This is a genomic window from Terribacillus jepli (assembly GCF_047228925.1).
Classification (GTDB): domain Bacteria; phylum Bacillota; class Bacilli; order Bacillales; family Amphibacillaceae; genus Terribacillus.
The window spans coordinates 25,608-47,591 of the sequence record NZ_JBFEGH010000017.1; the positions used below are offsets into that span (position 1 = coordinate 25,608).

At 44.2% G+C, this 21,984-nt stretch carries 25 protein-coding genes and 1 tRNA gene; 12 read left to right on the top strand and 14 right to left on the bottom strand.

Going from position 1 to position 21,984, the window contains the following annotated elements; translation table 11 throughout:
- Positions 1 to 40: 40 nt before the first annotated feature.
- Positions 41 to 928, bottom strand: coding sequence for an exonuclease domain-containing protein (locus AB1K91_RS16460; RefSeq protein WP_413091412.1), 888 nt, complete (start codon positions 926 to 928; stop codon positions 41 to 43).
- Between the two features lie 146 nt (positions 929 to 1,074).
- Between AB1K91_RS16460 and AB1K91_RS16465 the strand changes: the two genes are divergently transcribed.
- Both AB1K91_RS16465 and AB1K91_RS16470 read left to right on the top strand, forming a co-directional pair.
- Positions 1,075 to 1,147, top strand: a tRNA-Ala gene (locus AB1K91_RS16465).
- 264 nt (positions 1,148 to 1,411) lie between these two features.
- A complete protein-coding gene (locus AB1K91_RS16470; protein WP_413091414.1) occupies positions 1,412 to 2,743 on the top strand; it encodes a methyl-accepting chemotaxis protein in 1,332 nt (443 codons plus the stop codon).
- 343 nt (positions 2,744 to 3,086) lie between these two features.
- Here the strand turns inward: AB1K91_RS16470 and nadD are convergent, their stop codons facing one another.
- The 5 genes from nadD to AB1K91_RS16495 all read right to left on the bottom strand — a co-directional run bounded on the left by nadD (position 3,087) and on the right by AB1K91_RS16495 (position 6,867).
- Positions 3,087 to 3,701 carry a nicotinate (nicotinamide) nucleotide adenylyltransferase gene (gene nadD, locus AB1K91_RS16475; RefSeq protein WP_413091416.1) on the bottom strand — a complete coding sequence of 205 codons (615 nt, stop codon included), beginning with the start codon at positions 3,699 to 3,701 and terminating at the stop codon, positions 3,087 to 3,089.
- Position 3,702: 1 nt separating this feature from the next.
- The gene (locus tag AB1K91_RS16480) at positions 3,703 to 5,163 is read right to left on the bottom strand and encodes a nicotinate phosphoribosyltransferase (RefSeq protein WP_413091417.1); all 1,461 of its coding nucleotides are present in this window, start codon (positions 5,161 to 5,163) and stop codon (positions 3,703 to 3,705) included.
- Positions 5,160 to 5,723: a cysteine hydrolase family protein gene (locus tag AB1K91_RS16485; RefSeq protein ID WP_413091419.1), complete on the bottom strand. Its 564-nt coding sequence runs from the start codon at positions 5,721 to 5,723 to the stop codon at positions 5,160 to 5,162. Before AB1K91_RS16485 ends, AB1K91_RS16480 begins: the two co-directional genes overlap by 4 nt.
- 18 nt (positions 5,724 to 5,741) lie before the next feature.
- Entirely contained in the window at positions 5,742 to 6,518 is a 777-nt protein-coding gene (locus tag AB1K91_RS16490; protein ID WP_413091421.1) for an NUDIX hydrolase, read from the bottom strand.
- 112 nt (positions 6,519 to 6,630) lie between these two features.
- On the bottom strand, positions 6,631 to 6,867 hold the full coding sequence (locus tag AB1K91_RS16495; RefSeq protein WP_093728049.1) for a DUF3953 domain-containing protein: 237 nt from the start codon (positions 6,865 to 6,867) through the stop codon (positions 6,631 to 6,633).
- 87 nt (positions 6,868 to 6,954) lie between these two features.
- Between AB1K91_RS16495 and AB1K91_RS16500 the strand changes: the two genes are divergently transcribed.
- The gene (locus AB1K91_RS16500; RefSeq protein WP_413091423.1) at positions 6,955 to 7,215 is read left to right on the top strand and encodes a hypothetical protein; all 261 of its coding nucleotides are present in this window, start codon (positions 6,955 to 6,957) and stop codon (positions 7,213 to 7,215) included.
- On the opposite strand, the gene AB1K91_RS16505 is transcribed toward AB1K91_RS16500, so the two are convergent.
- The 3 genes from AB1K91_RS16505 to AB1K91_RS16515 all read right to left on the bottom strand — a co-directional run bounded on the left by AB1K91_RS16505 (position 7,208) and on the right by AB1K91_RS16515 (position 9,659).
- A complete protein-coding gene (locus AB1K91_RS16505; protein WP_413091424.1) occupies positions 7,208 to 7,792 on the bottom strand; it encodes an NAD(P)H-dependent oxidoreductase in 585 nt (194 codons plus the stop codon). The genes AB1K91_RS16500 and AB1K91_RS16505 overlap by 8 nt on opposite strands.
- Before the next feature lie 97 nt (positions 7,793 to 7,889).
- Positions 7,890 to 8,120, bottom strand: a complete 231-nt coding sequence (locus tag AB1K91_RS16510; RefSeq protein ID WP_413091426.1) for a DUF4190 domain-containing protein — start codon at positions 8,118 to 8,120, stop codon at positions 7,890 to 7,892.
- Positions 8,121 to 8,231: 111 nt separating this feature from the next.
- Positions 8,232 to 9,659, bottom strand: a complete 1,428-nt coding sequence (locus AB1K91_RS16515) for an alanine/glycine:cation symporter family protein (protein WP_093728053.1) — start codon at positions 9,657 to 9,659, stop codon at positions 8,232 to 8,234.
- 130 nt (positions 9,660 to 9,789) lie between these two features.
- Between AB1K91_RS16515 and AB1K91_RS16520 the strand changes: the two genes are divergently transcribed.
- The 3 genes from AB1K91_RS16520 to AB1K91_RS16530 all read left to right on the top strand — a co-directional run bounded on the left by AB1K91_RS16520 (position 9,790) and on the right by AB1K91_RS16530 (position 10,769).
- Positions 9,790 to 9,969 carry a hypothetical protein gene (locus tag AB1K91_RS16520; protein ID WP_413091427.1) on the top strand — a complete coding sequence of 60 codons (180 nt, stop codon included), beginning with the start codon at positions 9,790 to 9,792 and terminating at the stop codon, positions 9,967 to 9,969.
- Positions 9,969 to 10,358, top strand: a complete 390-nt coding sequence (locus tag AB1K91_RS16525; RefSeq protein ID WP_413091428.1) for a GNAT family N-acetyltransferase — start codon at positions 9,969 to 9,971, stop codon at positions 10,356 to 10,358. Before AB1K91_RS16520 ends, AB1K91_RS16525 begins: the two co-directional genes overlap by 1 nt.
- 102 nt (positions 10,359 to 10,460) lie before the next feature.
- On the top strand, positions 10,461 to 10,769 hold the full coding sequence (locus tag AB1K91_RS16530) for a DUF3243 domain-containing protein (protein ID WP_413091429.1): 309 nt from the start codon (positions 10,461 to 10,463) through the stop codon (positions 10,767 to 10,769).
- A gap of 30 nt (positions 10,770 to 10,799) precedes the next feature.
- On the opposite strand, the gene AB1K91_RS16535 is transcribed toward AB1K91_RS16530, so the two are convergent.
- Positions 10,800 to 11,696, bottom strand: a complete 897-nt coding sequence (locus AB1K91_RS16535) for a ComEC/Rec2 family competence protein (protein ID WP_413091431.1) — start codon at positions 11,694 to 11,696, stop codon at positions 10,800 to 10,802.
- A 126-nt stretch (positions 11,697 to 11,822) separates the two neighbouring features.
- On the opposite strand from AB1K91_RS16535, the gene AB1K91_RS16540 reads away from it, so the two are divergent.
- From AB1K91_RS16540 to AB1K91_RS16565, 6 genes are all read left to right on the top strand, one after another.
- Positions 11,823 to 12,404 carry a GNAT family N-acetyltransferase gene (locus AB1K91_RS16540; RefSeq protein ID WP_413091432.1) on the top strand — a complete coding sequence of 194 codons (582 nt, stop codon included), beginning with the start codon at positions 11,823 to 11,825 and terminating at the stop codon, positions 12,402 to 12,404.
- A 90-nt stretch (positions 12,405 to 12,494) separates the two neighbouring features.
- Positions 12,495 to 13,352, top strand: a complete 858-nt coding sequence (locus tag AB1K91_RS16545) for a glycosyltransferase family 8 protein (RefSeq protein ID WP_413091434.1) — start codon at positions 12,495 to 12,497, stop codon at positions 13,350 to 13,352.
- A gap of 80 nt (positions 13,353 to 13,432) precedes the next feature.
- Complete coding sequence (gene lepB, locus AB1K91_RS16550; protein ID WP_212733372.1) at positions 13,433 to 13,984, top strand: signal peptidase I; 552 nt, start codon at positions 13,433 to 13,435, stop codon at positions 13,982 to 13,984.
- 144 nt (positions 13,985 to 14,128) lie between these two features.
- A complete protein-coding gene (locus AB1K91_RS16555; RefSeq protein ID WP_413091436.1) occupies positions 14,129 to 14,488 on the top strand; it encodes a GntR family transcriptional regulator in 360 nt (119 codons plus the stop codon).
- Complete coding sequence (locus tag AB1K91_RS16560) at positions 14,485 to 15,345, top strand: ABC transporter ATP-binding protein (protein ID WP_413091438.1); 861 nt, start codon at positions 14,485 to 14,487, stop codon at positions 15,343 to 15,345. The genes AB1K91_RS16555 and AB1K91_RS16560 overlap by 4 nt, the downstream gene beginning before the upstream one ends.
- A complete protein-coding gene (locus AB1K91_RS16565; protein ID WP_413091440.1) occupies positions 15,345 to 16,037 on the top strand; it encodes a hypothetical protein in 693 nt (230 codons plus the stop codon). The genes AB1K91_RS16560 and AB1K91_RS16565 overlap by 1 nt, the downstream gene beginning before the upstream one ends.
- 42 nt (positions 16,038 to 16,079) lie before the next feature.
- Here AB1K91_RS16565 and AB1K91_RS16570 read toward each other — a convergent pair whose 3' ends face one another.
- The 4 genes from AB1K91_RS16570 to AB1K91_RS16585 form a co-directional block, all read right to left on the bottom strand.
- Positions 16,080 to 18,221 (bottom strand): ATP-dependent Clp protease ATP-binding subunit, encoded by a 2,142-nt coding sequence (locus AB1K91_RS16570; protein ID WP_413091441.1) that lies wholly within the window; start codon positions 18,219 to 18,221, stop codon positions 16,080 to 16,082.
- A gap of 223 nt (positions 18,222 to 18,444) precedes the next feature.
- Positions 18,445 to 20,025 carry an acyl-CoA synthetase MbcS gene (gene mbcS, locus AB1K91_RS16575; protein WP_413091443.1) on the bottom strand — a complete coding sequence of 527 codons (1,581 nt, stop codon included), beginning with the start codon at positions 20,023 to 20,025 and terminating at the stop codon, positions 18,445 to 18,447.
- A gap of 111 nt (positions 20,026 to 20,136) precedes the next feature.
- Positions 20,137 to 21,009, bottom strand: a complete 873-nt coding sequence (locus tag AB1K91_RS16580) for a DNA-3-methyladenine glycosylase family protein (RefSeq protein WP_413091445.1) — start codon at positions 21,007 to 21,009, stop codon at positions 20,137 to 20,139.
- 12 nt (positions 21,010 to 21,021) lie between these two features.
- On the bottom strand, positions 21,022 to 21,909 hold the full coding sequence (locus AB1K91_RS16585) for a LysR family transcriptional regulator (RefSeq protein WP_413091447.1): 888 nt from the start codon (positions 21,907 to 21,909) through the stop codon (positions 21,022 to 21,024).
- Between the last annotated feature and the right edge of the window lie 75 nt (positions 21,910 to 21,984).

Sequence of the window (21,984 nt, forward strand, 5' to 3'; positions counted from 1 at the left end):
CCCTCCAATAAAAACAGGAGTCCCCTTGAAGGAGAACTCCTTACACCAATGATAGGAATTTTTCTTCTGATATGATTCGCAATGGCCGCCCGTTCTCGATCATTCGCTCCGCTTGCACAAGCTTGCTCGTTTTCTTGCCAGCAGCGAACTTCTCATAATCCTTCGCCCCGACGACGAGATAGCGCGTAGACGCATCCATCTTGTCTGTATGCACGCCGCCTACGTTAACCAGCTTCTGGATGGCATCTTTCCGTTTCAGACCTTTCATCGTTCCGGTAAACATCACCTGCTTCCGGTAGAACGGATGTGCCGGGTCGAATTGATCCGTTTGCGGCTTAATGTTGCCGTAACGAGATCTGCTGCCAGACGAGCTTGTATCATGGATGCTTTTTTGCTTCACCTTCAATACTTTGGTCAACTCCTCGATACTCTGTACTCCGGAATCAGCCATCGCATGAAGGAAGATATTCGCTGCCACTCGTGCATCTTCCATGGCATCATGATGCTCGAAGCTGATCTCCTTGCTGGCAGCCAATGTATTAAGCCGATGGTTCTCCATATCCGGCCAAACCTTCTTACCGATGATCCGCGTACAAAGATAATCAAAATCCGGCATCTCCAAACCAAAACGTGCCACCGCCTTACGGATGACACCCATATCAAAGCTCGCATTATGCGCAATGACGACATTACCTGCCAAATAGCTGCCAAGCTTCGGCCAGATTTCCTTGAACGTCGGTGCATCCTCCACATCACGCGGAAGGATTCCATGAACTTGGATATTCTGGTCTTCAAAATCCATCAGCGGATTGATCAGGGTGTACCACTCTTCAATCACACCAGTCTCATCCGCCACAGCAACACCAACCGAACAAGCACTGGACCAATACCGATTCGCCGTCTCGAAATCTATACTTACAAACCGCACTGCATCGTCCTCCAAATCGACTTTTTATGATATAGATTATATCATAGCCGCCGATAGAGTCCGTCAATCGTGCTTGTGAAAAAGATATTGCCAGCAGGAGAGCGAAGCGTTATAATATTTTTTGTGACGAAACAATATAGTTATACGGGGCATTAGCTCAGCTGGGAGAGCGCTTCGCTGGCAGCGAAGAGGTCAGCGGTTCGAGCCCGCTATGCTCCACTAAAATAGTTGAAAACGATAGCAAATCGGAGGCATAATTTATTTATGCCTCTTTTTTGTATTCATTCCACCCATTTTGTCCGTGATACCTCAGATAATATATGAATCCACGCGAGCGACCTTTTACCTATCTACCCTCCTGAAAAAGTCCCGAAAAATACTTCTTTTTTCCTAACTTTCTCCATCATATTATCCAATTTTCGACAAAAACCAACGCTATACTAGTAGAGTAAATCAAATATAACTAGTAGGTGACCATTGAAAATGAAAAAAATATCAACAAAGATCATTCTCTTATCTTTATTAAATGCAGTTCTAGTTGCCGTGATAAACGTAAGTGCATCGCTGATCATGCATAACGGCAGTGAGGATTCAGCCGCTTCTACCGCAAATGGTGAAGCTGTACAGCACATGCAATCAGGATTCATGATTCCGACACCTGTATTATGGGGCTTGGTTATTTCCCTGATCGTTGGGGTCATTTTATCTTATATATTAGGAAAAGCAATTGAAAAACCCATTGAGAAAGTAACGGAGATTGCCGGGAAAACAGCTGATTTAGACTTGGTGGATACAGACGAAGATTTAGATAGATTGTTGAAAGTAAAAGATCAAACCGGTGATATGGCAAAAGCTTTATTTGATACAAGAAAAGCACTCAAAGATATGATTTCCAAACTTCAGATGTTTTCAACAACTGTTACGAACCACTCAGATAAACTTACCAAGAATACATATGAAAATGTGAACTCCATTACACAGGTAGTCACTACTTTGGACCAACTTGCTGCAGGAAACGCAGAAGAAGCAGAGACAATGAACGGTATAAGCAGGACATTCTCGGATGTGGTCTCGCTTATGGACGATATAGCTACTAATACGTCCAAAAGTGCCGAACAAGCATCTAAATCGATAGAATCAATCAATGAAGGTCAAAAAAGTGTCGATATGCAAACGAAGAAGATGGATGAAACCCTCCATGTTTCACATGAAGTCAATCATTCAGTAAATGAATTAAAAGAAATGATAAATCAAGTATCGGGTTTTGTCGGCATTATTAAATCCATCACCGAACAGACAAATTTATTAGCACTGAATGCATCCATAGAAGCAGCAAAAGCTGGCGATGCGGGTAAAGGATTCGCCGTAGTAGCAGATGAAATAAGAAAACTGGCCGAAGAAACTTCTAATTCAGCTGGCGAAATAACAACCATCATCGAAAAGACTTCAAACAAAACAGATTTAGCTGTTACAAATATCAGCAAATCAAATAAATTAGTGAATGAGCAAAGAGATGCATTAAAAGTTACCAAAGACGCATTTGAAAATATCAAGAGTATGTATGAAGGTATTGTAAACCGCTTTAACCAAACAGCAGAAGCTATTCGAGATGTGAACGTAAACTCAAAAACGATATCTGACCAAATTCAAGACCTAACATCACAAGTGGAAGACTTTGCTGCAAGTACGGAAGAATTATCTGCTGCAGGACAAGAACAATTGGCTTCAACTGAGATTACCGCAAATTCCGCTAAAGATTTAGATGGATTAGCAATCCAATTAAATGAACAGCTTAATAAATTCAAAATTAAATAGGCGGCGGATTTTAAGAATGCATTACATCCATTACAGTAAAAGAACATACAATCAACATGATCATCAATTATCCGACAGCTTGCGTCTTCCAATCTTAAAAGACGAGGACATAATTAGATGGCTATACCTAAATGTTTTTAAGCCTTACCCCGGCTGAACACTCCGCTTTCCATGGACACGATCAGACTTGTGCTGTTTCCGTTGGGCAAGGAAAGTTTCAGGGCTTACATCGAACGAAAAGAGTAAATTATAAGAACAAAAACCGAATTTACGTGACCTAGTTAAAGGATTCACGTCATAGTTCGGTTTTTGTTCTAGCTATATCACTTTTGTTCCAGTTAGATTATTTATATATTTGATGCTCCTTAATATACCGATAACAGCTCTCCGGCAGCAAGTACCTAGGCTCCCCGCCGACAGCAAACTCCTCGCGGATATAAGTAGAGCTGATTTCCATTGCCAGCCCCTTATCAATCAAATGAAAGGTATGCCCATCATCATGGTTGCGCAGCAGCGGAGAATGACTGATCACCTTCAGCATATCGATGCCGTTACGGGCCATGACAATGAATCGATTGTCACGTACCAAGGCTTCACTGTTCCCCCATTTTCCCGCTCCAATATCCTCGAGCAAATCTGCACCCATGATGAAGTATATCTCATCATCTGGATAGATTTCCTTGAAATGCTTCAGTGTCTGCTCGGTATACACATTCCAGGCTTCCTGCTTCATTTCGTAATCATCGGCAATATAACAGTCATTATCCTGGATAGCCATCTGGATCATTTGCCAACGATGTTCGTCCGTCGTGTTGAGTTTTTTATCCTTCCGCTTACTGGAGCAAGGCAGGAAAATCACCTTATCCAATTTGCAGCGATGGGCTACCGTACTGGCAGTCCACAAATGGACATTCGTTATCGGATCGAAGGAAGAACCATAAATGCCGATTTTCCCCATGCTACTTCTCCTCCAGCTGGGACTTGATGCGTTCGATCAATTCCATCTTATTGTTCCAGCAAGCTGTGCTCAAGTCGACAGGATATGCCTCGGGGTTATGTGTCCGTTTATATTCGTCCCATAGGTAAGTGAGGCTGTGTTTCACATATTCACGCGTCTCTTTCAGGGATGGAAGCTTGTAGACGAGCTCACCGTTTTGGAAAATTGGCTGCTGAAGTTCCTTTGCTTCAAAATCCGTCACGAACTTACTGATGTACGGGTAAGTCGGGTGAAACATCTTGAGCCTCTCTTCGTCTTCTGGAACCTCATCCTTGAGTGCAATATAATCCCCTTCCGATTTTTGGTTCGCTCGATTTATTATCCGGTAGACGCGTTTCAATCCAGGTGTCGAGACCTTTTCGGGATTGGCGCTGATTTTGATTGTATCAACCATGCTTCCATTGTCATCCTCGATGGAGACAATTTTATATACCGCTCCCAATGCTGGCTGATCATACGCAGTTATCAGCTTCGTACCAATGCCCCAGTTGTCAATTTTTGCTCCTTGTGCCTTCAGTGCCCCAATTGTCTCTTCATCTAAATCATTGGATGCCGTGATTTTGGTTTCCGTGAAACCTGCTTCATCCAGCATCTTGCGTGCTTGTTTTGATAAATAAGCAAGATCTCCGCTATCAAGACGAATGGCGTTGAAGCGAATGTTATCTCCCATTTCTTTTGCCACTTTGATGGCATTAGGCACACCCGACTTCAATGTATCATACGTATCCACCAGGAAAGTGCAGTCCACATGGCTTTCTGCATACTTGCAAAAGGCCTCATACTCGTCAATATATGCCTGCACAAGTGCATGGGCATGCGTACCGGCAACCGGTATCCCGAATTTCTTACCCGCTCTCACATTGGAAGTAGCATGGAATCCACCGATGTAGGCGGCCCTGGTCCCCCAAATGGCTGCATCCATCTCTTGGGCACGCCGGGAACCGAATTCCATTGCAGTATCTCCCTCATCCAAGACCTGCATGATACGTGCTGCTTTCGTAGCAATCAGCGTTTGATAGTTCACGATATTCAGTAACGCTGTTTCGATGAGCTGCGCCTGGGCCAAAGGCGCTTCCACCCGGATGATCGGTTCGGTCCCGAAAACAAGCTCTCCCTCCTGCATGCTATATAAATCCCCGGTAAAACGCAGCTCGCGTAAGTAGGCAATAAACGCTTCATCATAGCCAAGCTCCTGCTCCAGATAATCCAGATCCGAGTTCGAGAAGCGGAAATCCTTCAGGTAATCGATGACGCGTTCCAATCCGGCAAAGACGGCAAAACCATTGCCAAATGGCTGCTTACGGAAAAACAATTCGAATACCGCTTTACGATTGTGTTTTCCATCCTTCCAATACGTCTGGGCCATATTGATTTGATAAAGGTCGGTGTGCAATGCCGTGCTATCATCCTGATAATATGTCATCGTTCCTTTCCTCCTTCCACAACTTCAGCACCTAATACGTTTTTAAAATGATGCAGCGCATAGGCATGCCCTTCCTGATGGAAGCTTGCCACAGCATCCGCATGGACGATGATTCTAAAGCCACAGTTATAAGCATCGACAAGCGTGTGGAACACACAAATATCCGTCGCTACACCAACCACATGGATCTCCTCTATTCTGCGCTCATTCAACCGCTGCAGCAGGTCAGTACCAGCAAATGCGCTGTACCTTGTTTTATCCATAAAGTAGACATTCGATTCTTGTTCAGCCGCTTTATACACATCGGCAAGCTTTCCGAACAATTGCCGTCCTTGTGTCCCTTCGATATTGTGCGGTGGATACAGCTTTGTTTCTGGGTGGAACACATCCCCCTCCTCATGCTTATCGATGGCGAAAACAACGTAGTCTCCACTATTGATAAATTCAGAGGTGATCGCTACCAGCCGCTCCTCGATTTCACGTCCCGGCTCCCCACAAGTGAGCGCTCCATATTCCGCTACAAAATCATTGGTATAATCGATATTGATCAATGCTTTCATCCTGCATCCTCCTTTGGATTAATGACGAGCTGTATAAATCGATTGCTTTATGTCTGTTTCAATGAAACGATAGAGCTGTGTCGGAAGCTTGGAGGTCCGCTGCGTCTTCTGCCCTTCAACTGCTTCGATAAAGGGCAGTGATTTGATTTTGCGCGCAAACGCCTGCTCATTCCTGATTGCCTTGTCATCTGTGATGGTAAGCAGGACAGCCTGCAGTTCTGAGTAGGTGAATGACTCGGGCAAGAATTGCTTTGCAACTGTAGTTTGCAATAAATCCCGCGAGATATGAGCGATAGCATCGCGAATGATAGCCGGATGATCGAAGGCCAATTGGTTCCACTCAAGTTCCTCTACCGAAAATAATTCCACATCCGCAGCATCATCACTCGCTTTTCTGGCAAATAATTGATGTTCAGGTACAATTGCATAATGCGCATTCGAGATGATCCATCCGCGCGGATCCCTCTCAGGCTGATCATAAACACCAAAATGCTTCACATGAATACCATCAATACCTGTTTCTTCGCTCAACTCACGACTGGCAGCTTCTTGGGCGGTTTCTTCCGGTGTCACGAATCCGCCCGGCAACGCCCATTTCCCTGCTTCAATATTCGGATTCCCTTCAGTATCATAATCCGCGCGCTTGATTAGCATCAGCTTGAGCTCCATTTTGGGCGGGGCATAGGCTTTTGCCCTTTCTGAGGTGATGGTGAAAACGGCGATATCCGATGTATAACCATCAGGTGTACGATAGCGGCTGACATCATAGTGTTTCACTTCTTTATTCGACTTCAATCATGTAAACTCCTTTCAATTAACAATATGTTAAATGTTAATTGAATTATATGCAAGTTAACTCCATAATGTCAAGGATAAACAAAAAAGCCTCCTCTATGATGAAGGAGACTTACGTCTGTGTGAAAATCATGACAGTTGCACCAGCAACAATCACGAAGATGACCACATATAAACTGGCGATCAGCTTTCTTTTGTTCAAAATCGCCTCAATGGAAAACAATAAAAACATGAGTGATAATAGCGGCAGCATCAATTGGGGATTCACTTCATAGTCTTGATCGATGTATCGATAGACGCCGATTGCAATGACAATGACGGCGAGCAGAGCATTTATTTTTCGTAACATTTGCATTCTTCCTTTCCAAGGGGCATGATGAGTCATAGACAGTATAACAGGACGAAGCTCCTTATTGAATAGAAAGGGGTATGTAATATGCCGACTTATGACGAATGGCAAGTGACCTATAAAGAGACCGCCATCCGGGAGATTCAGAAATACTTCCGAATTTATGAAATAGGCAACGTCTCAGAAGCAGTTTTGGAAGCAGGATCTGCCAGGATTGCCCAGCAGGCAGAACGCATTGAAGATGACACATTGGCTTCCTTGCTGGAACAAATCAGCCGCAGTTTAGCCGAAAATGATATCCAGGATGTCCGTAACAAATATTACGAATTGGAACAGCTGGCTATTTAGCTAATTCACTAAAGAATGCTTTGGTTCGATTCAGATATTTTTTCTGTTTCCCATCCTTTCTTTCCATGCCGCCGAACTCGAATATTTTCACTTTGCGAATGCCGACAAATTGAAACAACGCTCGTTTCATCAGGATTTTATGTGCATTTCGCAAATAGAAGCGGCTGTATAGAGAGGGACCTTTCATCGTTGAAACACATACTGCCTGCTTCCCTTTCAGAAGTCCTTCTGGCAAAAGTCCTTCGTGCCGGTAAGCAAAATTTGCCGCAAAGACTTGATCGATGAATCCTAGCAGCATCGCTGGCGGCCGTCCCCAAAAGATTGGATAAATGAATACAAGCAAATCAGCCTGATTGACTTTCTCACGATATAATGCGAAATCCGGATCGGCGTGCATATCCCGGCGCCGCTTTTTCTCATGAAAAACCAAGGCAGGCTCAAAGTCTTCCTCATAGAGATCGATCATTTCCGTTTTGCTGATGACAGGGTTGACTTTGATCCCTGCTTGCACAGCCTGTAAAAAGCTATAGTTGAGTGATGCATGATTAGGATGTGCGTATACCAATAATGCGTTCATCGTCTCCCTCCTGAAACCAAGATAAGTAATATACGCCAATCATTTTAAGAAGTTCCAAAAAAAAGAGTGCCAGCAATTTACGCTGCACTCTTTTCATTTATGCTGTCAAGACGAGAATTAGGAGGGCCACTATTTGATAGCCTGCACCAATGACACTTGTTGCCAAACCACCGATTGCCATCCCCCTCCCTGCCTTTTCCACATGCTCTGCTTTCCGTATCGTATGTATGGCAAGGACAAAACCAATGATACCGAAAAAGATACCGTATAAAGAAAGAAACAAACTGATGACCCCGAATACGAGCGATACAAGTGCTGTTTTCTGCATGGATCAAAACTCCTTCTTCTAAGTTCTGTTTCCATTGTATCCCTAGTATTCCCCACTGTCCTGTTTCTTAACTTTTCTAAATTATTTTATCCTAAACAAAAAGGCACCCTCTCAAGAAGAGGATACCTTGGATTTGTCAGCTTGCTTTGCCCAGACATCTTCGTCTACGTTCGGGATCCCCGCTACGCTATCTGCATAGAATTGTGGATTTTTTCCAGCCTGTTTTTGTCCCATATAGTCTTTCAAAGCACGGAAAGCGATTTTTCCAAGCAGCACAATCGCAATCAAGTTGATGAACGCCATGATTGCCATGAACAGATCGGCAATTCCCCAAACGAAATCAAGGCTTGCCATGGAACCAACTGCAACCATCGCAACTACCGCTACTCGGTAGATGAATAGCCATGTTTTGCTACGCTTGATGAAATTGATGTTCGACTCACCATAAAAATAGTTACCGACTACAGATGAGAAGGCAAACAATAAGACGATCAACGCAATAAAGATTCCTGCCCAAGATCCAACAAGGGAACTTAGTGCATCTTGTGTCAGCACGATTCCATCAGATTCCGTACTTGTATAAAGTCCGGACAGGATGACGATGAATGCTGTAGCTGTACATACACCGAATGTATCGACATATACACCAAGTGATTGGATGAAACCTTGTTTCACCGGGTGAGATACATTGGCAGTAGCCGCAGCTTGCGGTGCACTACCCATACCGGCTTCATTCGAAAACATACCTCGTTTGATACCTTGCATCATCGCAACACCAACGGCTCCGCCAGCAATTTCTTTGATACCGAATGCATCTTGGAAAATGATCATGAATGCATGCGGAATATCCGTGATATGGAAGATGATGATACCGATAGCCAGCAGGATATATCCTCCTGCCATGACCGGCACGATAATTTCAGATACTTTGACGATTACCTTTGTACCGCCGAAGATGATAAGTGCACTGATGACTGTCATAACAATCGCCAATAGTCCTTTGCTGATACCGAAGGAGCTATGGAATGCACTTACGATCGTATTGGCTTGAACGGAGTTAAAAGCAAGACCGAATGTCAAAGTGATGATTACGGCAAAAGTGACACCAAGCCAACGCTTACCTAAAGCTTTCTCCATATAGTAAGCTGGACCACCGCGGAAAGAAGCTTCTCCGTCTCGCGTCTTATAGATTTGTGCTAGTGTCGCTTCGACGAAACCAGACGCTGCACCAAGGAAAGCCATCAGCCACATCCAGAATACCGCCCCCGGACCACCGACAGAAATAGCCAGCGCGACACCAGCTAAGTTACCGGTACCTACACGTGCAGCAGCACTGATACAAAAAGCCTGAAAAGAGCTGACCCCTTTCCCATCGGCTGTCTTTTCACCGATCAATTTAAACATATGCGGTATTTGCGTGAATGTCGTCATCCTAAGCCTAAGGGTAAAATAAAGACCGACTAGGAGCAATAAACCCATCATGATATAAGTCCACATAAAATCACTTGCAGACTCTATTATTTTTAATAATATATCCATCTCTTTCTCTCCCCATTATAAATACACCTAACCAATGTAACAAAATCTAACATGATACGCAATGTTTTTTCCTTCCATCGTGATGCGTTTTCCGTGATATACTGGGATTAAAGACAAGGTGGGATAGGAATTGAAGCAAGCTAAGGAGAAAAAAACCTTTCGTTATCCATTGGCGATCACAGTAGGTGTTATGATGGCAATACTATTCGGAATTGCTCTGCAAAGCGTCGCTATTGGTATAGCAATGGGAGCTATTTGGGCCATCATTTTCGGATCGATGCCAAAAGGTACAAAAAAGGAGAAAAAATAATGATGACAATACGTCCCTATCAGACAGGAGACCTAACCGGGATCATTACATTGTTAAAAGAAGAAGGCTGGACTACCCTTGTTGCTGACCCCGTTCGCTTCGATCAGGCTATGCAGGGATCAACGCCAGCTCTCGTTGCAATGCATGGTGGTACAATCTGCGGATATATCCGCTGTATCACTAATGAAGCCATCACCCTTTTCGTTGCCGAATTGCTTGTAGATGACAAGCTGCGCGGACAAGGGATCGGCGGCAAGCTGCTTCAAGCAGCACACGATTTTTATCCTTTGACACGTATGGAGTTGCTTGCCACAAGTACATCGAAAACGTACTATGAGCAGAAACATTTCCGACCTTTTTATGGGTTCCGCAAGACATATGCAGAGTAACTCTTCGTTTATCTAGGACATATGATATATATTTACCATTTGTTGTTTGCCGGTTTGTACACTGGGAATACATTACTAACTCAACTAGAGGAGGTAATGAGAATGGCACATGAAGATCGCGCACAACATGCTGCGAAAAATCTCTCTCAAGAAGATAAGAACGAGATTCTGAACAATTTCCAGAACTTCCAAGATTATTTAGGAAACAAAGTGAAACAAGGGGAACGACTTGGGTTGAGTGAAGAAGCATTGACAAAAGCCGCTCAACGCGTCGCTGATTATCTGGCAGATAAAGAGGAACCTCGCAACCGTGAGGAGTATTTACTCAAACAACTGTGGCTGGTTGCTGATGAGGAAAATAAGAAGCCGCTTGCGAATACACTTGTGAAGCTGGCGGATCAAACGAATTAACGAAAAAAGCGGATCCGAGGATCCGCTTTTTCATTTGCCCCGATAAATCGGATCGGGCTTCTCACTGCTGATCTGACAAGTCAGCCCATTCGTTTCAATACTGATTGTTCCGCCTTTGGCCGTTGCATACAGCACAGCTCCAGCTTTTTGCAAATTACGCACGACTTCTTTTGTCGGATGTCCCAATTGATTGTCTTTCCCATAGGAAACCACCGCATAATCAGGTTTTACTTTTTTCAGGAAAGCGAGTGTATTACTTGTACGGGAGCCATGGTGCGCCACTTTATAAACTTCCGATTCCACTTCAAAATTATTTTTCATCTTATATTCCTGTTCTGATTCGGCATCACTCATCAACAGGAAATCGACTGTGCGGTACGTAAGCCGCAAAACGATGGAAGCTTGATTATTCGTCGCTTTCGGGTGATTGGCGTTCAATACTTGGAGGGAAATAAGCGGATCAATTGATAAATAATGACCTTCTTTGGCAATCGCCACTGGTATTTCCTTTTCTGACAGGAGTTCTGTGTAGCGTTGATACGTTCTGGTCGTGTACAATTTTCCGCTATCCAGCACTTGCTTTACTTCTAGTTTTTCCAGCACTGGAAGGAGTCCGCCGATATGGTCGATGTCCGGGTGAGTGGCAACAAGGAGATCTATTTTTTCCACTCCTTTGGCAGAAAGCTCTGATACCACCTTCTCCCCCGCTTCCCTGTCGCCTCCATCCACTAGAATATTATAATGTGAAGGCGTTTGTATCAGCATGCTGTCCCCTTGACCAACATCGAGAAAATGAACTTGCAGGTTACCTGCTTCTTCAGTTTGCGAAAATATATAGTCCCAAATGCCATTCCCGCTCTCGGCAGCTGTACTCATTGGGAAACTAAGTATCAAGCAGATACAAGTCATACTTATCCATTTCTTCATTGCAATCCGCCCCCTTTTCCATAGGATGCAGTCCGCAATGCGATCATATGCACGAAGGTTTTGCTCCTAATTTTAACAATCGATTGGACATGCTATACTAAAAGCAATCGAAAGGAGCGACGAATCATGTTTACACATCGGATTGACTCAGCCACTTATATGAAACTTTTGGAACAGCAGGACAGCGAGAAGCTGTTCCAGCTGATCGACAGCTCCCGGGAGCATTTGCGTCAATGGCTTCCGTGGGTAGATCAGAATACGGCTGTCGAGCACAGCAGACAATTCATCCAGCGTACGCTGGAGCAATTCGCGGCTAATAACGGATTTACTGCAGGAATATGGTATCAAGGCGCTTTAGCCGGAGTGATTGGTTTCCATAAAATCGATTGGGAGAATCGTTCTACCAGCTTAGGCTATTGGCTGGGGGAAGATTATACTGGTCTTGGCTTGATGCAGAAGGCTGTCAGCAAATCCCTTGATTATGCCTTCCTTGAACTTCGGCTGAACCGGGTCGAAATCCGTTGTGCAATCGGGAATGTACGAAGCAGGAAAATCCCGGAAAAACTTGGCTTCACGCATGAAGGTACAATCCGCCAAGCGGAAAGACTCGTCTATGGTTTTGTGAATCATAATGTCTATGGCATGCTACTGGAGGAATGGGAAGCAAAAGAGAACAGCAAGACCGAAGATGATGAAGCACAAGGATAATCATTACATTTCAAATTATTACAATTCCATCTCATACGTTTAGTCTCATTTTCCAAAGGTTATATAAACACCAAGGAGATGAGAAGAACAATGAAGAAGAAAATGCATATTGTATCATCGACAGACGACAACTACGCACAGCATTTGGGTATGACATTGAGTTCTTTACTTGAAAACACTTCAAACCCTAAGGATATTGTCATTTCAATCATCGATGGAGGGATCAGTCAGCAAAAGAAACTGCTGCTGAAAGAAACGGCGGCTGCCTATCGGACACCATTGCATTTCCTCGATGTGGATTTGGATGCATATGGAGGCGCTATTGCCAGCCGACACATTTCAAAGGCGGCTTACTATCGTATATCCATCCCTGAGATGATGGATCCAGCTATTGAACGGACGCTGTATGTTGATTGCGATATGCTGATTTTGGATGATGTCAAAAAACTTTTCGATGCTGATATGAATGGCAATATCATTGCAGCTGTTGGAGATTACGGCGAGCACCACCGACTTGAAAAGATGGGAATCACTAAAAAAGACCGCTATTTCAACTCTGGTCTGCTCCTGATCGACATGAAAGCATGGCGTGACAATGATATTACGGAGAAAGTGCTAACATTCATCAACGAAAATCCGGATAAACTGGCTTGGCATGACCAAGATGCACTGAATGCCATTCTTTGGAATGACTGGCTCATGCTCCATCCAAAATGGAATGCACAGACGCACGTTATCCTTAAAGAATACAAAGCGAAATCACTCAAGGAAGAGCGGGTATTGCGCACAGTAAGGGAAACACCATCAATCGTCCACTTCTGCGGGGAAGAGAAACCTTGGCAGGAAGGATCCATCCACCCATACACAGATGGTTACTATGAATATCTGGCCAAAACCCCGTTTGGCAGACAGCAAAACGCCACATCTAGAAATTCCTTATCTGTATAAATTGTTTGTTAAACCGGAGTTAAAAAAACTCCGGTTTTTTCTATGATCCCTCCTTCTATGTTACACTGGTACTAAAGGAGGTGCTTTCCCTGAAAGCTAGACGCACACTATATACTGTGCTGCTGTCGGTTGGCATCGTCATTGTCGCTTTATTCATTTTCCGCTCTTTTTTCTATTTTCCCAGTACCGTATATGGCGAATCGATGGCCCCGACTTTGGAAGACCAAAACAAGATCATCATCAGCCGGATTGGGGAAATCAACCGTTTTGACGAAATCGTTTTCCATGCCCCAGACCAGGATGCAAGCTACGTAAAACGTGTGATCGGTGTGCCAGGAGACACGATTGAATACAAAAATGATGTACTCTATGTAAATGGCAAAAAGCATAAAGAGCCTTATCTGAAAGAAATGAAGGCAGCTATGCAGGGAGATGCGTTATTTACGAATAACTTCAAGCTTCGTGATGTCATTGGGGAAAATACAATTCCCGATGGTTACCTGTTCGTCATGGGAGATAATCGCAGAAATAGTAAAGACAGCAGGATGTTTGGCTTGATCCCACAAGACTCCGTCATCGGGGAAGTAAAGTTCCGCTATTATCCAATCCCCCAATTCGGATTGACTAACTGAATAATTATTAGTGACGAACAGTGCAGGCTATTGCACTGTTTTTTTATTTTCTCCAAATTCTGGTTGACTTCCTCCTTCGTTAGTTATATAGTTAGTTACATGAGTAATGAACCAATTACCCCAATCTTATAAAGGAGCAATTCTATGCTTGATGAATCAAAACCAATTTTCATCCAGATAAAAGAACAGCTGGAAGATGCCATTCTGAACGGCTCCATCCAAATCGGCGAAAGAGTACCCTCTACAAACGAATTTGCCCAGCATTATAAAATAAACCCCGCCACTGCAGGAAAGGGCATCAACCAGCTTGTAGATGAAGGTATATTATTCAAGAAAAGAGGCGTAGGTATGTTTGTAACAGAAACAGCACCTGAAATTCTTCTAGGAAAACGCAAGCAGCAGTTTTATGATTCGTATATCATTCCGCTGAAACAAGAAGCGGATAAGCTAAGTATTTCTCCAGAAGAGATAATTCGTATGCTAAGAGAGGATGAACGAAAATGACTATTGTTGCGGATGCTCTAACGAAAGAATATAAATCAACCAAAGCTCTGAAGGGCATTGATATTCGTATTACCGAACCTAAAATTTACGGTCTGCTGGGTCGTAACGGCGCTGGTAAGACGACATTCATGCAGCTATTGGCTGGCTATGACAGACCTTCAGGCGGCAATTTGCTGGTCAATGGCATGCAGCCCTTCGATAATCGAGCCGTTACAGAAAATGTCTGCTTAATCAAGGAAGCAGATAACTTCAAAAAGGACCTTACTGTTCAGCAAGTGCTCAAAATCGCTTCCATGCTCTATTCCAATTGGGATAATGAGTTGGCCACAGACCTTTTGGAAGGATTCGACTTAGACAAGAGACGCCGCGTGAAAAATCTCTCCAAGGGGATGGAATCTGCCCTTGGCATCATTGTCGGTTTGGCAAGCAAAGCACCTCTTACAATGCTGGATGAACCTTATATCGGACTGGATGCTGCTTCCCGCGTTTATTTCTATGAAGTGCTGCTGGAAGAATATCAAAACAATCCTCGAATCATCATCTTATCCACCCACTTGATTGATGAAGTCAGCAATTTGTTCGAAGAAGTGATCATATTCAATAAAGGCAGCATCCTCCTCCAAAAAAGTGCTGAGGAATTAAGAGCCGAGAGCTTTTGCATCTCAGGTCCGGCGGCCCAGGTCAAAGCCTATACGGACGGTAAACATGTCATCAAAGAAAAAAGCTTTGCCGGAACGGCAGAAGCATTCCTTCTTTCCACGGAAGAACCTCAGCTAACCGGTGATCTAACGGTTTCAGGGGTACCGCTGCAGGATATGATGGTTCATTTAACAGAAAAAAGAGGAGTTCGAGCATAATGAAACAAATACAAGCATTGCTTTATTTCTTTACTGTCGATAGCAAACGGACAGTTACCATTTTCTGTTCCATCCTGCTATTCAGCATCACTATATTATCTGTTCTAGCTGCTGTTACAGATGTCATGTACATCACGATTTCAGCGCCAGCCTATATCTTCATGATCATCTTTGGCTTCAGGACAATCCAAGAAAGCCTCCCGTTCGCCATTAAAAGAGGAGTCACCAGAAAAAGCTATCATACAGCGGTGGGAATTTTCATTCTGCTCATCAGTTTTGTCATGATCACTTTTCTTACTGCAGTACAATTACTATTCAATACTATTTTTCAGGCCGCCAATGTAACGAATATCAACATCATACGTCCTGTTGGCGCAAGCACCGAGCTGAAAAGTATCCTGTATAGCTTACCGATTGATTTTGCTCTCTTGCTTTCTTTCTTTGCTGCCGGACTCTTACTAGGTATCGTCGTCTATAAGTTTGGTTTTCTTGGCGGAGCAATACTGGGAGGCATCGTCTTGATCGGAATAACAGTTACTTTGGCCAGCCGCGAGCGTCTGATCGATTTGCTTACATGGATACAGGAATTAGCTATACTGCCAGCATTCGGATTAATATGTGCAATCGCCATTCTTTGCTATATAATAAGCTGGATTTTCATCCGCACCAGCAGTACCCAGCATACTGCATAAAAAAAAAGAGACTCACGCCAAAGGCATGAGTCTCTTTCCTGCTTATTTACTTACTACTGTAATTTGTTCATCAACCAAATCCACTACCATATTGCTTACATCTTCTTCTTCAAGAATAAAATCAGTGATTTTATCTTCTACTTGATCCTGGATGACGCGGCGCAATGGGCGGGCACCGAAGCGAGGATCATAGCCTTTTTTAGCCAAGAAGTGTTTCGCTGCGTCTGTCACTTCAAGCTGGTAGCCTTCTTCGTCCATGTTCTTCGTCAAATCGGTCAGCATAAGCTCGACGATTTGTACCAAGTCTTCCTCTTTCAATGCCTCGAAGCTGATGATGGAATCGAAACGGTTCAGGAATTCCGGTTTGAAGTATGCGCCAAGCTTTTCCATGACGGATACAGCTTCATTGCTGGAATTTGTAAAGCCGACAGAGATTTGTTTATCTCCTGTACCGGCATTACTTGTCATGATGATCACTGTATCTTTGAAGCTCACCTTACGTCCTTGGCTGTCTGTCAAATGACCATCTTCCATGATTTGCAGGAACATATGCTGTACATCAGGGTGTGCTTTCTCGATCTCATCCAATAGGATGATAGTATACGGGTTACGACGCACACGCTCTGTAAGCTGTCCAGCTTCTTCATGTCCGACATATCCTGGAGGGGAACCGATCAGTTTCGCAACAGAATGACGTTCCATGTACTCACTCATATCCAGACGGATGAATGATTCACGTGTGCCGAACATTTCCTCTGCCAGCGCTTTTGTCAATTCCGTCTTACCTACCCCAGTCGGGCCGACAAAGAGGAAGGAACCAATTGGGCGCTGTTTGGATTTCAAGCCAGCTCGACTGCGGCGGATTGCTTTGGCAACCCGGTCTACTGCCTGCTTTTGCCCGATGACCTTGCTGGAAAGGTTGGCAGCCAAGTTCTTCATCTTATTCTGCTCTTCAGATTGGATCTTCGTTACAGGAATGCCCGTTTTCTCTTCGACAATCTGCTGAATCACTTCCACAGTCACTTCGCCCTTTTCTTCATTCTTCGGTTCTTCAAGCTTCTGTTCAAGCTGGATTTCCTCTTGGCGAAGGTATGCAGCTCGTTCGTAATCTTCACGACCGGCAGCTTCTTCCTTCTCACTGGCAATCTGCGCAAGACGAGATTGGATGGCGTCTTCATCAGTTGTCACTGTCAGCAGATTGATACGGGATCCAGCTTCATCGAGCAAATCGATGGCTTTATCCGGCAAGAAGCGATCTTGAATATAACGCTGCGACAAGTTCACGCTTGCTTTGATTGCATCCTCCGCATAGGAAACTTGATGGTATGCTTCGTATTTTTCCTGCAAACCTTTCAGGATTTCGATTGCTTGCTCTGTTGTCGGCTCTTTCACCATGACTGGCTGGAAACGACGTTCAAGCGCAGCATCTTTTTCAATCTGACGGTACTCTTTCAAAGTAGTGGCACCTATCAGCTGTAACTCACCGCGTGCAAGTGCTGGTTTCAGAATATTCCCTGCATCCATTTGAGAACCTTCTGCAGTCCCTGCTCCGACTAACAGGTGGATTTCATCCACAAACAAGATGACATTCTTACGCTGCTGCAATTCGGAGATAAGCTGTTTCATCTTTTCTTCGAATTGACCGCGAACACCTGTATTTGCAACTAGTGAAGCGACATCAAGCAAGTAAATTTCTTTATTTTGCAGTTTTACTGGCACATTGCCTTCGACAATCTGCAAAGCAAGTCCTTCTGCAATCGCCGTTTTACCTACCCCAGGTTCCCCGATCAAGACAGGGTTGTTTTTATTGCGTCGGTTCAGCGTCTCGATGACACGTTTTACTTCTTGCTCACGGCCGATTACTGGATCGATCAGACCAGCACGGGCACCATCTGTCAAGTTCTTACCAAGTGAGTCCAGCAATCCGCCGCGTCCACGGCCATTACCGCCAGCTTGGGCTTGATGATTCGCACCAGCTTGGAAGCCGGATTGCGCTCCACCGAAGATATTCTTAAAGAAATCATCCATTGTTCCGCCATTGTTCGCGAAACCTGCAGGATTCTTAGATGTATTTTTCATTTCGTTATAGCAAGTATGGCAGAGCTGTAATTGTTGTTTTTGGTTATTGAATTGCATTAACAAGTTCACGTTAGCTTCTCGTTCACCACAATGTTGGCATTTCATAATACAATTACCTCCCTAATAGGTTTGTTTAGTTTAGTTTAGTTGGTCAAGTGTCTTGTTTTGACTTTGACTATCTTTGACCTTGTGATTTCATTATAGTCTGACCTTCTTTGACTTTCAAGTGTTTTGTTTTCTTTTTTATAATTTTTTTAATAGATCCTTACTCTCCATAGAAATAAGAAGGAACAAAAAAGCACCGCCTCTATCAGGCGATGCTTCCGTTTTATTTCGCTTTTTGTTTTTCTTGATTACGCAGTTCTACCCGTCTGATTTTACCAGAGGAAGTCTTCGGCAAATCTTTGACGAACTCAATCTTACGCGGGTACTTGTAAGGTGCAGTTGTATTTTTCACATGTGTCTGCAATTCCTTCACAAGGTTTGGATCATTTTCATCCACACCTTCGCGCAGGATGACAAATGCTTTGACGACATTGCCGCGGATCTCATCCGGACTTGCGACAACTGCGCATTCTGCTACAGCTGGATGTTTGACCAAAGCGTCCTCTACTTCGAATGGTCCGATCGTATAACCGGAACTAATGATGATGTCATCACTGCGGCCTTCAAACCAGAAGTAGCCGTCTTCATCGACAGAAGCCTGGTCGCCAGTAACAAAGTATCCGTTTCTTTCCGCTTGTTCACGGCGCTCAGGTTCACGGAAATAAGTTTTGAACAAGGCAGGACTGTCAAGTTTCAGTGCGATATCACCGACTTCACCTGTTTTGACCTGCTTACCTTCTTCATCGATTACGACTACTTCGTTACCAGGTGTTGGTTTACCCATGGAACCTGGTCTAGGCTCCATACCTTTCATGATACCAAGCAGCAGCGTGCTTTCCGTCTGTCCATAGCCGTCTCGTACAATGATGTTGAAATGCTTTTGGAAGACATCGATTACTTCCCGGTTCAATGGTTCACCAGCGGATACCGCACTGTGCAATGCACTTAGGTTATAACTGCCAAGATCCGTCACTTTCGCCATGAGACGATACTCTGTCGGCGTACAGCATAGTACGTTTACTTTGTAATCCTCTAATAAGGAAAGGTAAGTTTTGGCGTCGAAACGCCCCATGTAAACGAAGCCAGTAGCACCTGTTCCCAATACAGAAAGGAACGGACTCCATACCCATTTCTGCCAGCCAGGTGCAGCTGTCGCCCATACGATATCACCTTCAGAAGCAGACAGCCAGTTTTCAGCTGCTGTGCGTAAATGCGCATATCCCCAGCCATGTGTATGCACGACTCCTTTTGGATTGCCTGTCGTACCACTTGTGTAGGACATCAATGCAATATCTTCTCTGGAGGTTTCTACTGTTTCCAGTTCTGCTGAGGCTGTCGCTTTGAGCTCTCCGAGATCCTCCCAGCCATCGACAGCTCCGCCGACTGCAAGTTTGATCAAGCCATCTTGATTCTCAATATCTTCGAATTGTCCAGTGAAGGCATGATAGCTGATGATGCTCTTCACTCTTCCGTGATCGATTCGGTATTGCAAGTCCTTCGTCTTCAGCATTTCGGAGCTAGGGATGATTACAAGACCGAGCTTCAAAGCTGCCGCATAAATATGATACGCCTCCACGATACGCGGTACCATCACGAGAATGGAATCGCCTTTTACCAAGCCCAGTTGTTTCAGAACATTACCTGTGCGGTTGACGTCCTGGAATAACGTCTTATACGTCACTTCCTTCGTATTACCCGCCTCGTCCATCCAAATGAGCGCTTTACGATCTTCGTCTGTAACATATCGCTCCATTTCATCAACGATGTTGTATTGCTCTGGTGCAATCAAATCTTTTCTTTCCATACTAACGCCTCCTAAATGGCTGCCTGATTTAACTAATGGACTTATTATAGCAGACCGAAGCACGACTTCCCAGCAATAATTGTTATCAAATTATAAAACTTGATATTAGTATCAGGTCTCAATACTTCTCCAAAGAGTCACAGTCGCATAACTGCGGTAAGGAGACCACCTTTCTCCACGTTCATGAATTGCTGCTGGTGTCGGCTTTTCAGCGAGGTTGTCATAGCATTTCAAGGCATTTTGCACCCCGATATCAGCAGCTGGTAATAAATCAGCTCGCCCCAAACCGAACAACATCCAGTTTTGAGCCGACCAGCTTCCAAGCCCCCGGATCTTCGTCAACTCTTCGGCGATTTCTTCATCAGAGAAAGAAACAAGCTGCATCAGATCTAATTTCCCTTCTGCAATCAGACGGCTTGTATCAATTACGTACTCTGCCTTACGTTGTGAGAATTGCATCTTACGCAAGTCCTCATACGCCAAGGAAGCAATGCCCTCCGGCGACGGATAGAACCATATGTCATCCTCTTTTGTTCCGAACGCCTCCACGAATCGATTCGTCAGCGTGTAGGCAAACTTCAGATTCAATTGCTGGTGAATGATTGTCTTCATCAAGCAGTAATACAAGTCCGTATCTCTTACGATCGGGGTTCCTGCATGGGCGTAAAACAGCTGTTCCAGATCCGAACCGATGAAATGCGCAGCCACTCCTGCAAGATCGATATCCCACTGGAGCCAGCTCTCCACCCAGGAAAGTATATCTGCTTGACTCAAAGAGTCCGCTGAAGAAACGGTTACAGCAGGAGCTGTGATAGGTCCGCTGAACCGTAATAAGACAATATGCCGGGACCCATCCTCTAAAACAACCGGAAGCTTTATTACATGACTTTCCGTATCAACCACATTCAACTGATCCATACTCCATCTTTTCATCAAATAGTGATAATTGTATGTATGTGTTCCTGTAAGCTGTTTTTCCCACATGATTAGTCTCTCCTATCCCATATGTTTTATTGAAAAGTCAATGACATCCTGTACCACTTTCGTCATACGTTTATCTTTATGCCAAAGCAGTTTCGTTGTAGGCTGGTTGATCGGGACATCAATCCGGATTGAGCTTAATTCTCCTGATTCCAATTCATTTCGTACAGTCATAAGCGGCAAATAGGAAAAACCCAGCCCAGCCTTCACACATTGTTTAATCGCTTCGATACTGCCGAATTCAATGATGTTTTCTAAATATAAATTCTGTTCCTGCAGTACTTGTTCCAACTCCATCCTGTAAGAACAGCCTTTTTCAGTCAGTATTAAAGGATGCTGCATCACTTCAGACAAGGCAGCGGATGATTGAACTGATAATGGATGATTCGAAGATCCTATCAGGACGATATCCTCCAGAAATAGAGAAACGGATTCCAGGAAGTCATACTGCCGATCCCGCTCCATGATAAAAGCTAGATCCAATTCACCCTTTTGCAGCATCTGTTCCGAAGTTTTACTGGATGGCACAGGTTTCAGGATGACCTGTACTTGTGGATATCGGGAACGGATGAAGCGAAGCAATGCAGGCAGACGATAAATGCATTGACTCTCACAGGCGCCTATCAGAATGGTGCCTTTTTCCTCCACCCCCTCATCGAATTCCTGTCTCATTTCATCATGCAAAGCCAAAATCCTTTCAGCGTAGCTCTGCATTTTCATTCCCGCTTCAGTCAAATAAATCCTTTTTCCCAGGCGCTGAAACAGCTCGACGCCATATTCTTTCTCCAATGCTTTTATTTGAGCAGTGACACTGGATTGAGCGTAATCAAGCCGTTGAGCTGTCTTCGTAAAATTAAGTGTGTCTGCTGCTACAGTGAATGTCTTTAAATGATTGATGTGCATTTGCACTCACTCCTAAATCGCTTTTTCCGATGGTAATAATCAAATAATTCAGCTTTTCCTATGCATGAGTGCAGT

What these genes read in the sequence shown, in the direction of transcription:
- AB1K91_RS16470 (WP_413091414.1), top strand. Translation starts at nt 1,412, where the DNA reads ATGAAAAAAATATCAACAAAGATCATTCTCTTATCTTTATTAAATGCA.
- nadD (WP_413091416.1), bottom strand. Translation starts at nt 3,701, where the DNA reads ATGGGGAAAATCGGCATTTATGGTTCTTCCTTCGATCCGATAACGAAT.
- AB1K91_RS16480 (WP_413091417.1), bottom strand. Translation starts at nt 5,163, where the DNA reads ATGACATATTATCAGGATGATAGCACGGCATTGCACACCGACCTTTAT.
- AB1K91_RS16485 (WP_413091419.1), bottom strand. Translation starts at nt 5,723, where the DNA reads ATGAAAGCATTGATCAATATCGATTATACCAATGATTTTGTAGCGGAA.
- AB1K91_RS16495 (WP_093728049.1), bottom strand. Translation starts at nt 6,867, where the DNA reads ATGTTACGAAAAATAAATGCTCTGCTCGCCGTCATTGTCATTGCAATC.
- AB1K91_RS16500 (WP_413091423.1), top strand. Translation starts at nt 6,955, where the DNA reads ATGCCGACTTATGACGAATGGCAAGTGACCTATAAAGAGACCGCCATC.
- AB1K91_RS16505 (WP_413091424.1), bottom strand. Translation starts at nt 7,792, where the DNA reads ATGAACGCATTATTGGTATACGCACATCCTAATCATGCATCACTCAAC.
- AB1K91_RS16510 (WP_413091426.1), bottom strand. Translation starts at nt 8,120, where the DNA reads ATGCAGAAAACAGCACTTGTATCGCTCGTATTCGGGGTCATCAGTTTG.
- AB1K91_RS16515 (WP_093728053.1), bottom strand. Translation starts at nt 9,659, where the DNA reads ATGGATATATTATTAAAAATAATAGAGTCTGCAAGTGATTTTATGTGG.
- AB1K91_RS16525 (WP_413091428.1), top strand. Translation starts at nt 9,969, where the DNA reads ATGATGACAATACGTCCCTATCAGACAGGAGACCTAACCGGGATCATT.
- AB1K91_RS16530 (WP_413091429.1), top strand. Translation starts at nt 10,461, where the DNA reads ATGGCACATGAAGATCGCGCACAACATGCTGCGAAAAATCTCTCTCAA.
- AB1K91_RS16535 (WP_413091431.1), bottom strand. Translation starts at nt 11,696, where the DNA reads ATGAAGAAATGGATAAGTATGACTTGTATCTGCTTGATACTTAGTTTC.
- AB1K91_RS16540 (WP_413091432.1), top strand. Translation starts at nt 11,823, where the DNA reads ATGTTTACACATCGGATTGACTCAGCCACTTATATGAAACTTTTGGAA.
- AB1K91_RS16545 (WP_413091434.1), top strand. Translation starts at nt 12,495, where the DNA reads ATGAAGAAGAAAATGCATATTGTATCATCGACAGACGACAACTACGCA.
- AB1K91_RS16555 (WP_413091436.1), top strand. Translation starts at nt 14,129, where the DNA reads ATGCTTGATGAATCAAAACCAATTTTCATCCAGATAAAAGAACAGCTG.
- AB1K91_RS16560 (WP_413091438.1), top strand. Translation starts at nt 14,485, where the DNA reads ATGACTATTGTTGCGGATGCTCTAACGAAAGAATATAAATCAACCAAA.
- AB1K91_RS16565 (WP_413091440.1), top strand. Translation starts at nt 15,345, where the DNA reads ATGAAACAAATACAAGCATTGCTTTATTTCTTTACTGTCGATAGCAAA.
- AB1K91_RS16570 (WP_413091441.1), bottom strand. Translation starts at nt 18,221, where the DNA reads ATGAAATGCCAACATTGTGGTGAACGAGAAGCTAACGTGAACTTGTTA.
- mbcS (WP_413091443.1), bottom strand. Translation starts at nt 20,025, where the DNA reads ATGGAAAGAAAAGATTTGATTGCACCAGAGCAATACAACATCGTTGAT.
- AB1K91_RS16580 (WP_413091445.1), bottom strand. Translation starts at nt 21,009, where the DNA reads ATGTGGGAAAAACAGCTTACAGGAACACATACATACAATTATCACTAT.
- AB1K91_RS16585 (WP_413091447.1), bottom strand. Translation starts at nt 21,909, where the DNA reads ATGCACATCAATCATTTAAAGACATTCACTGTAGCAGCAGACACACTT.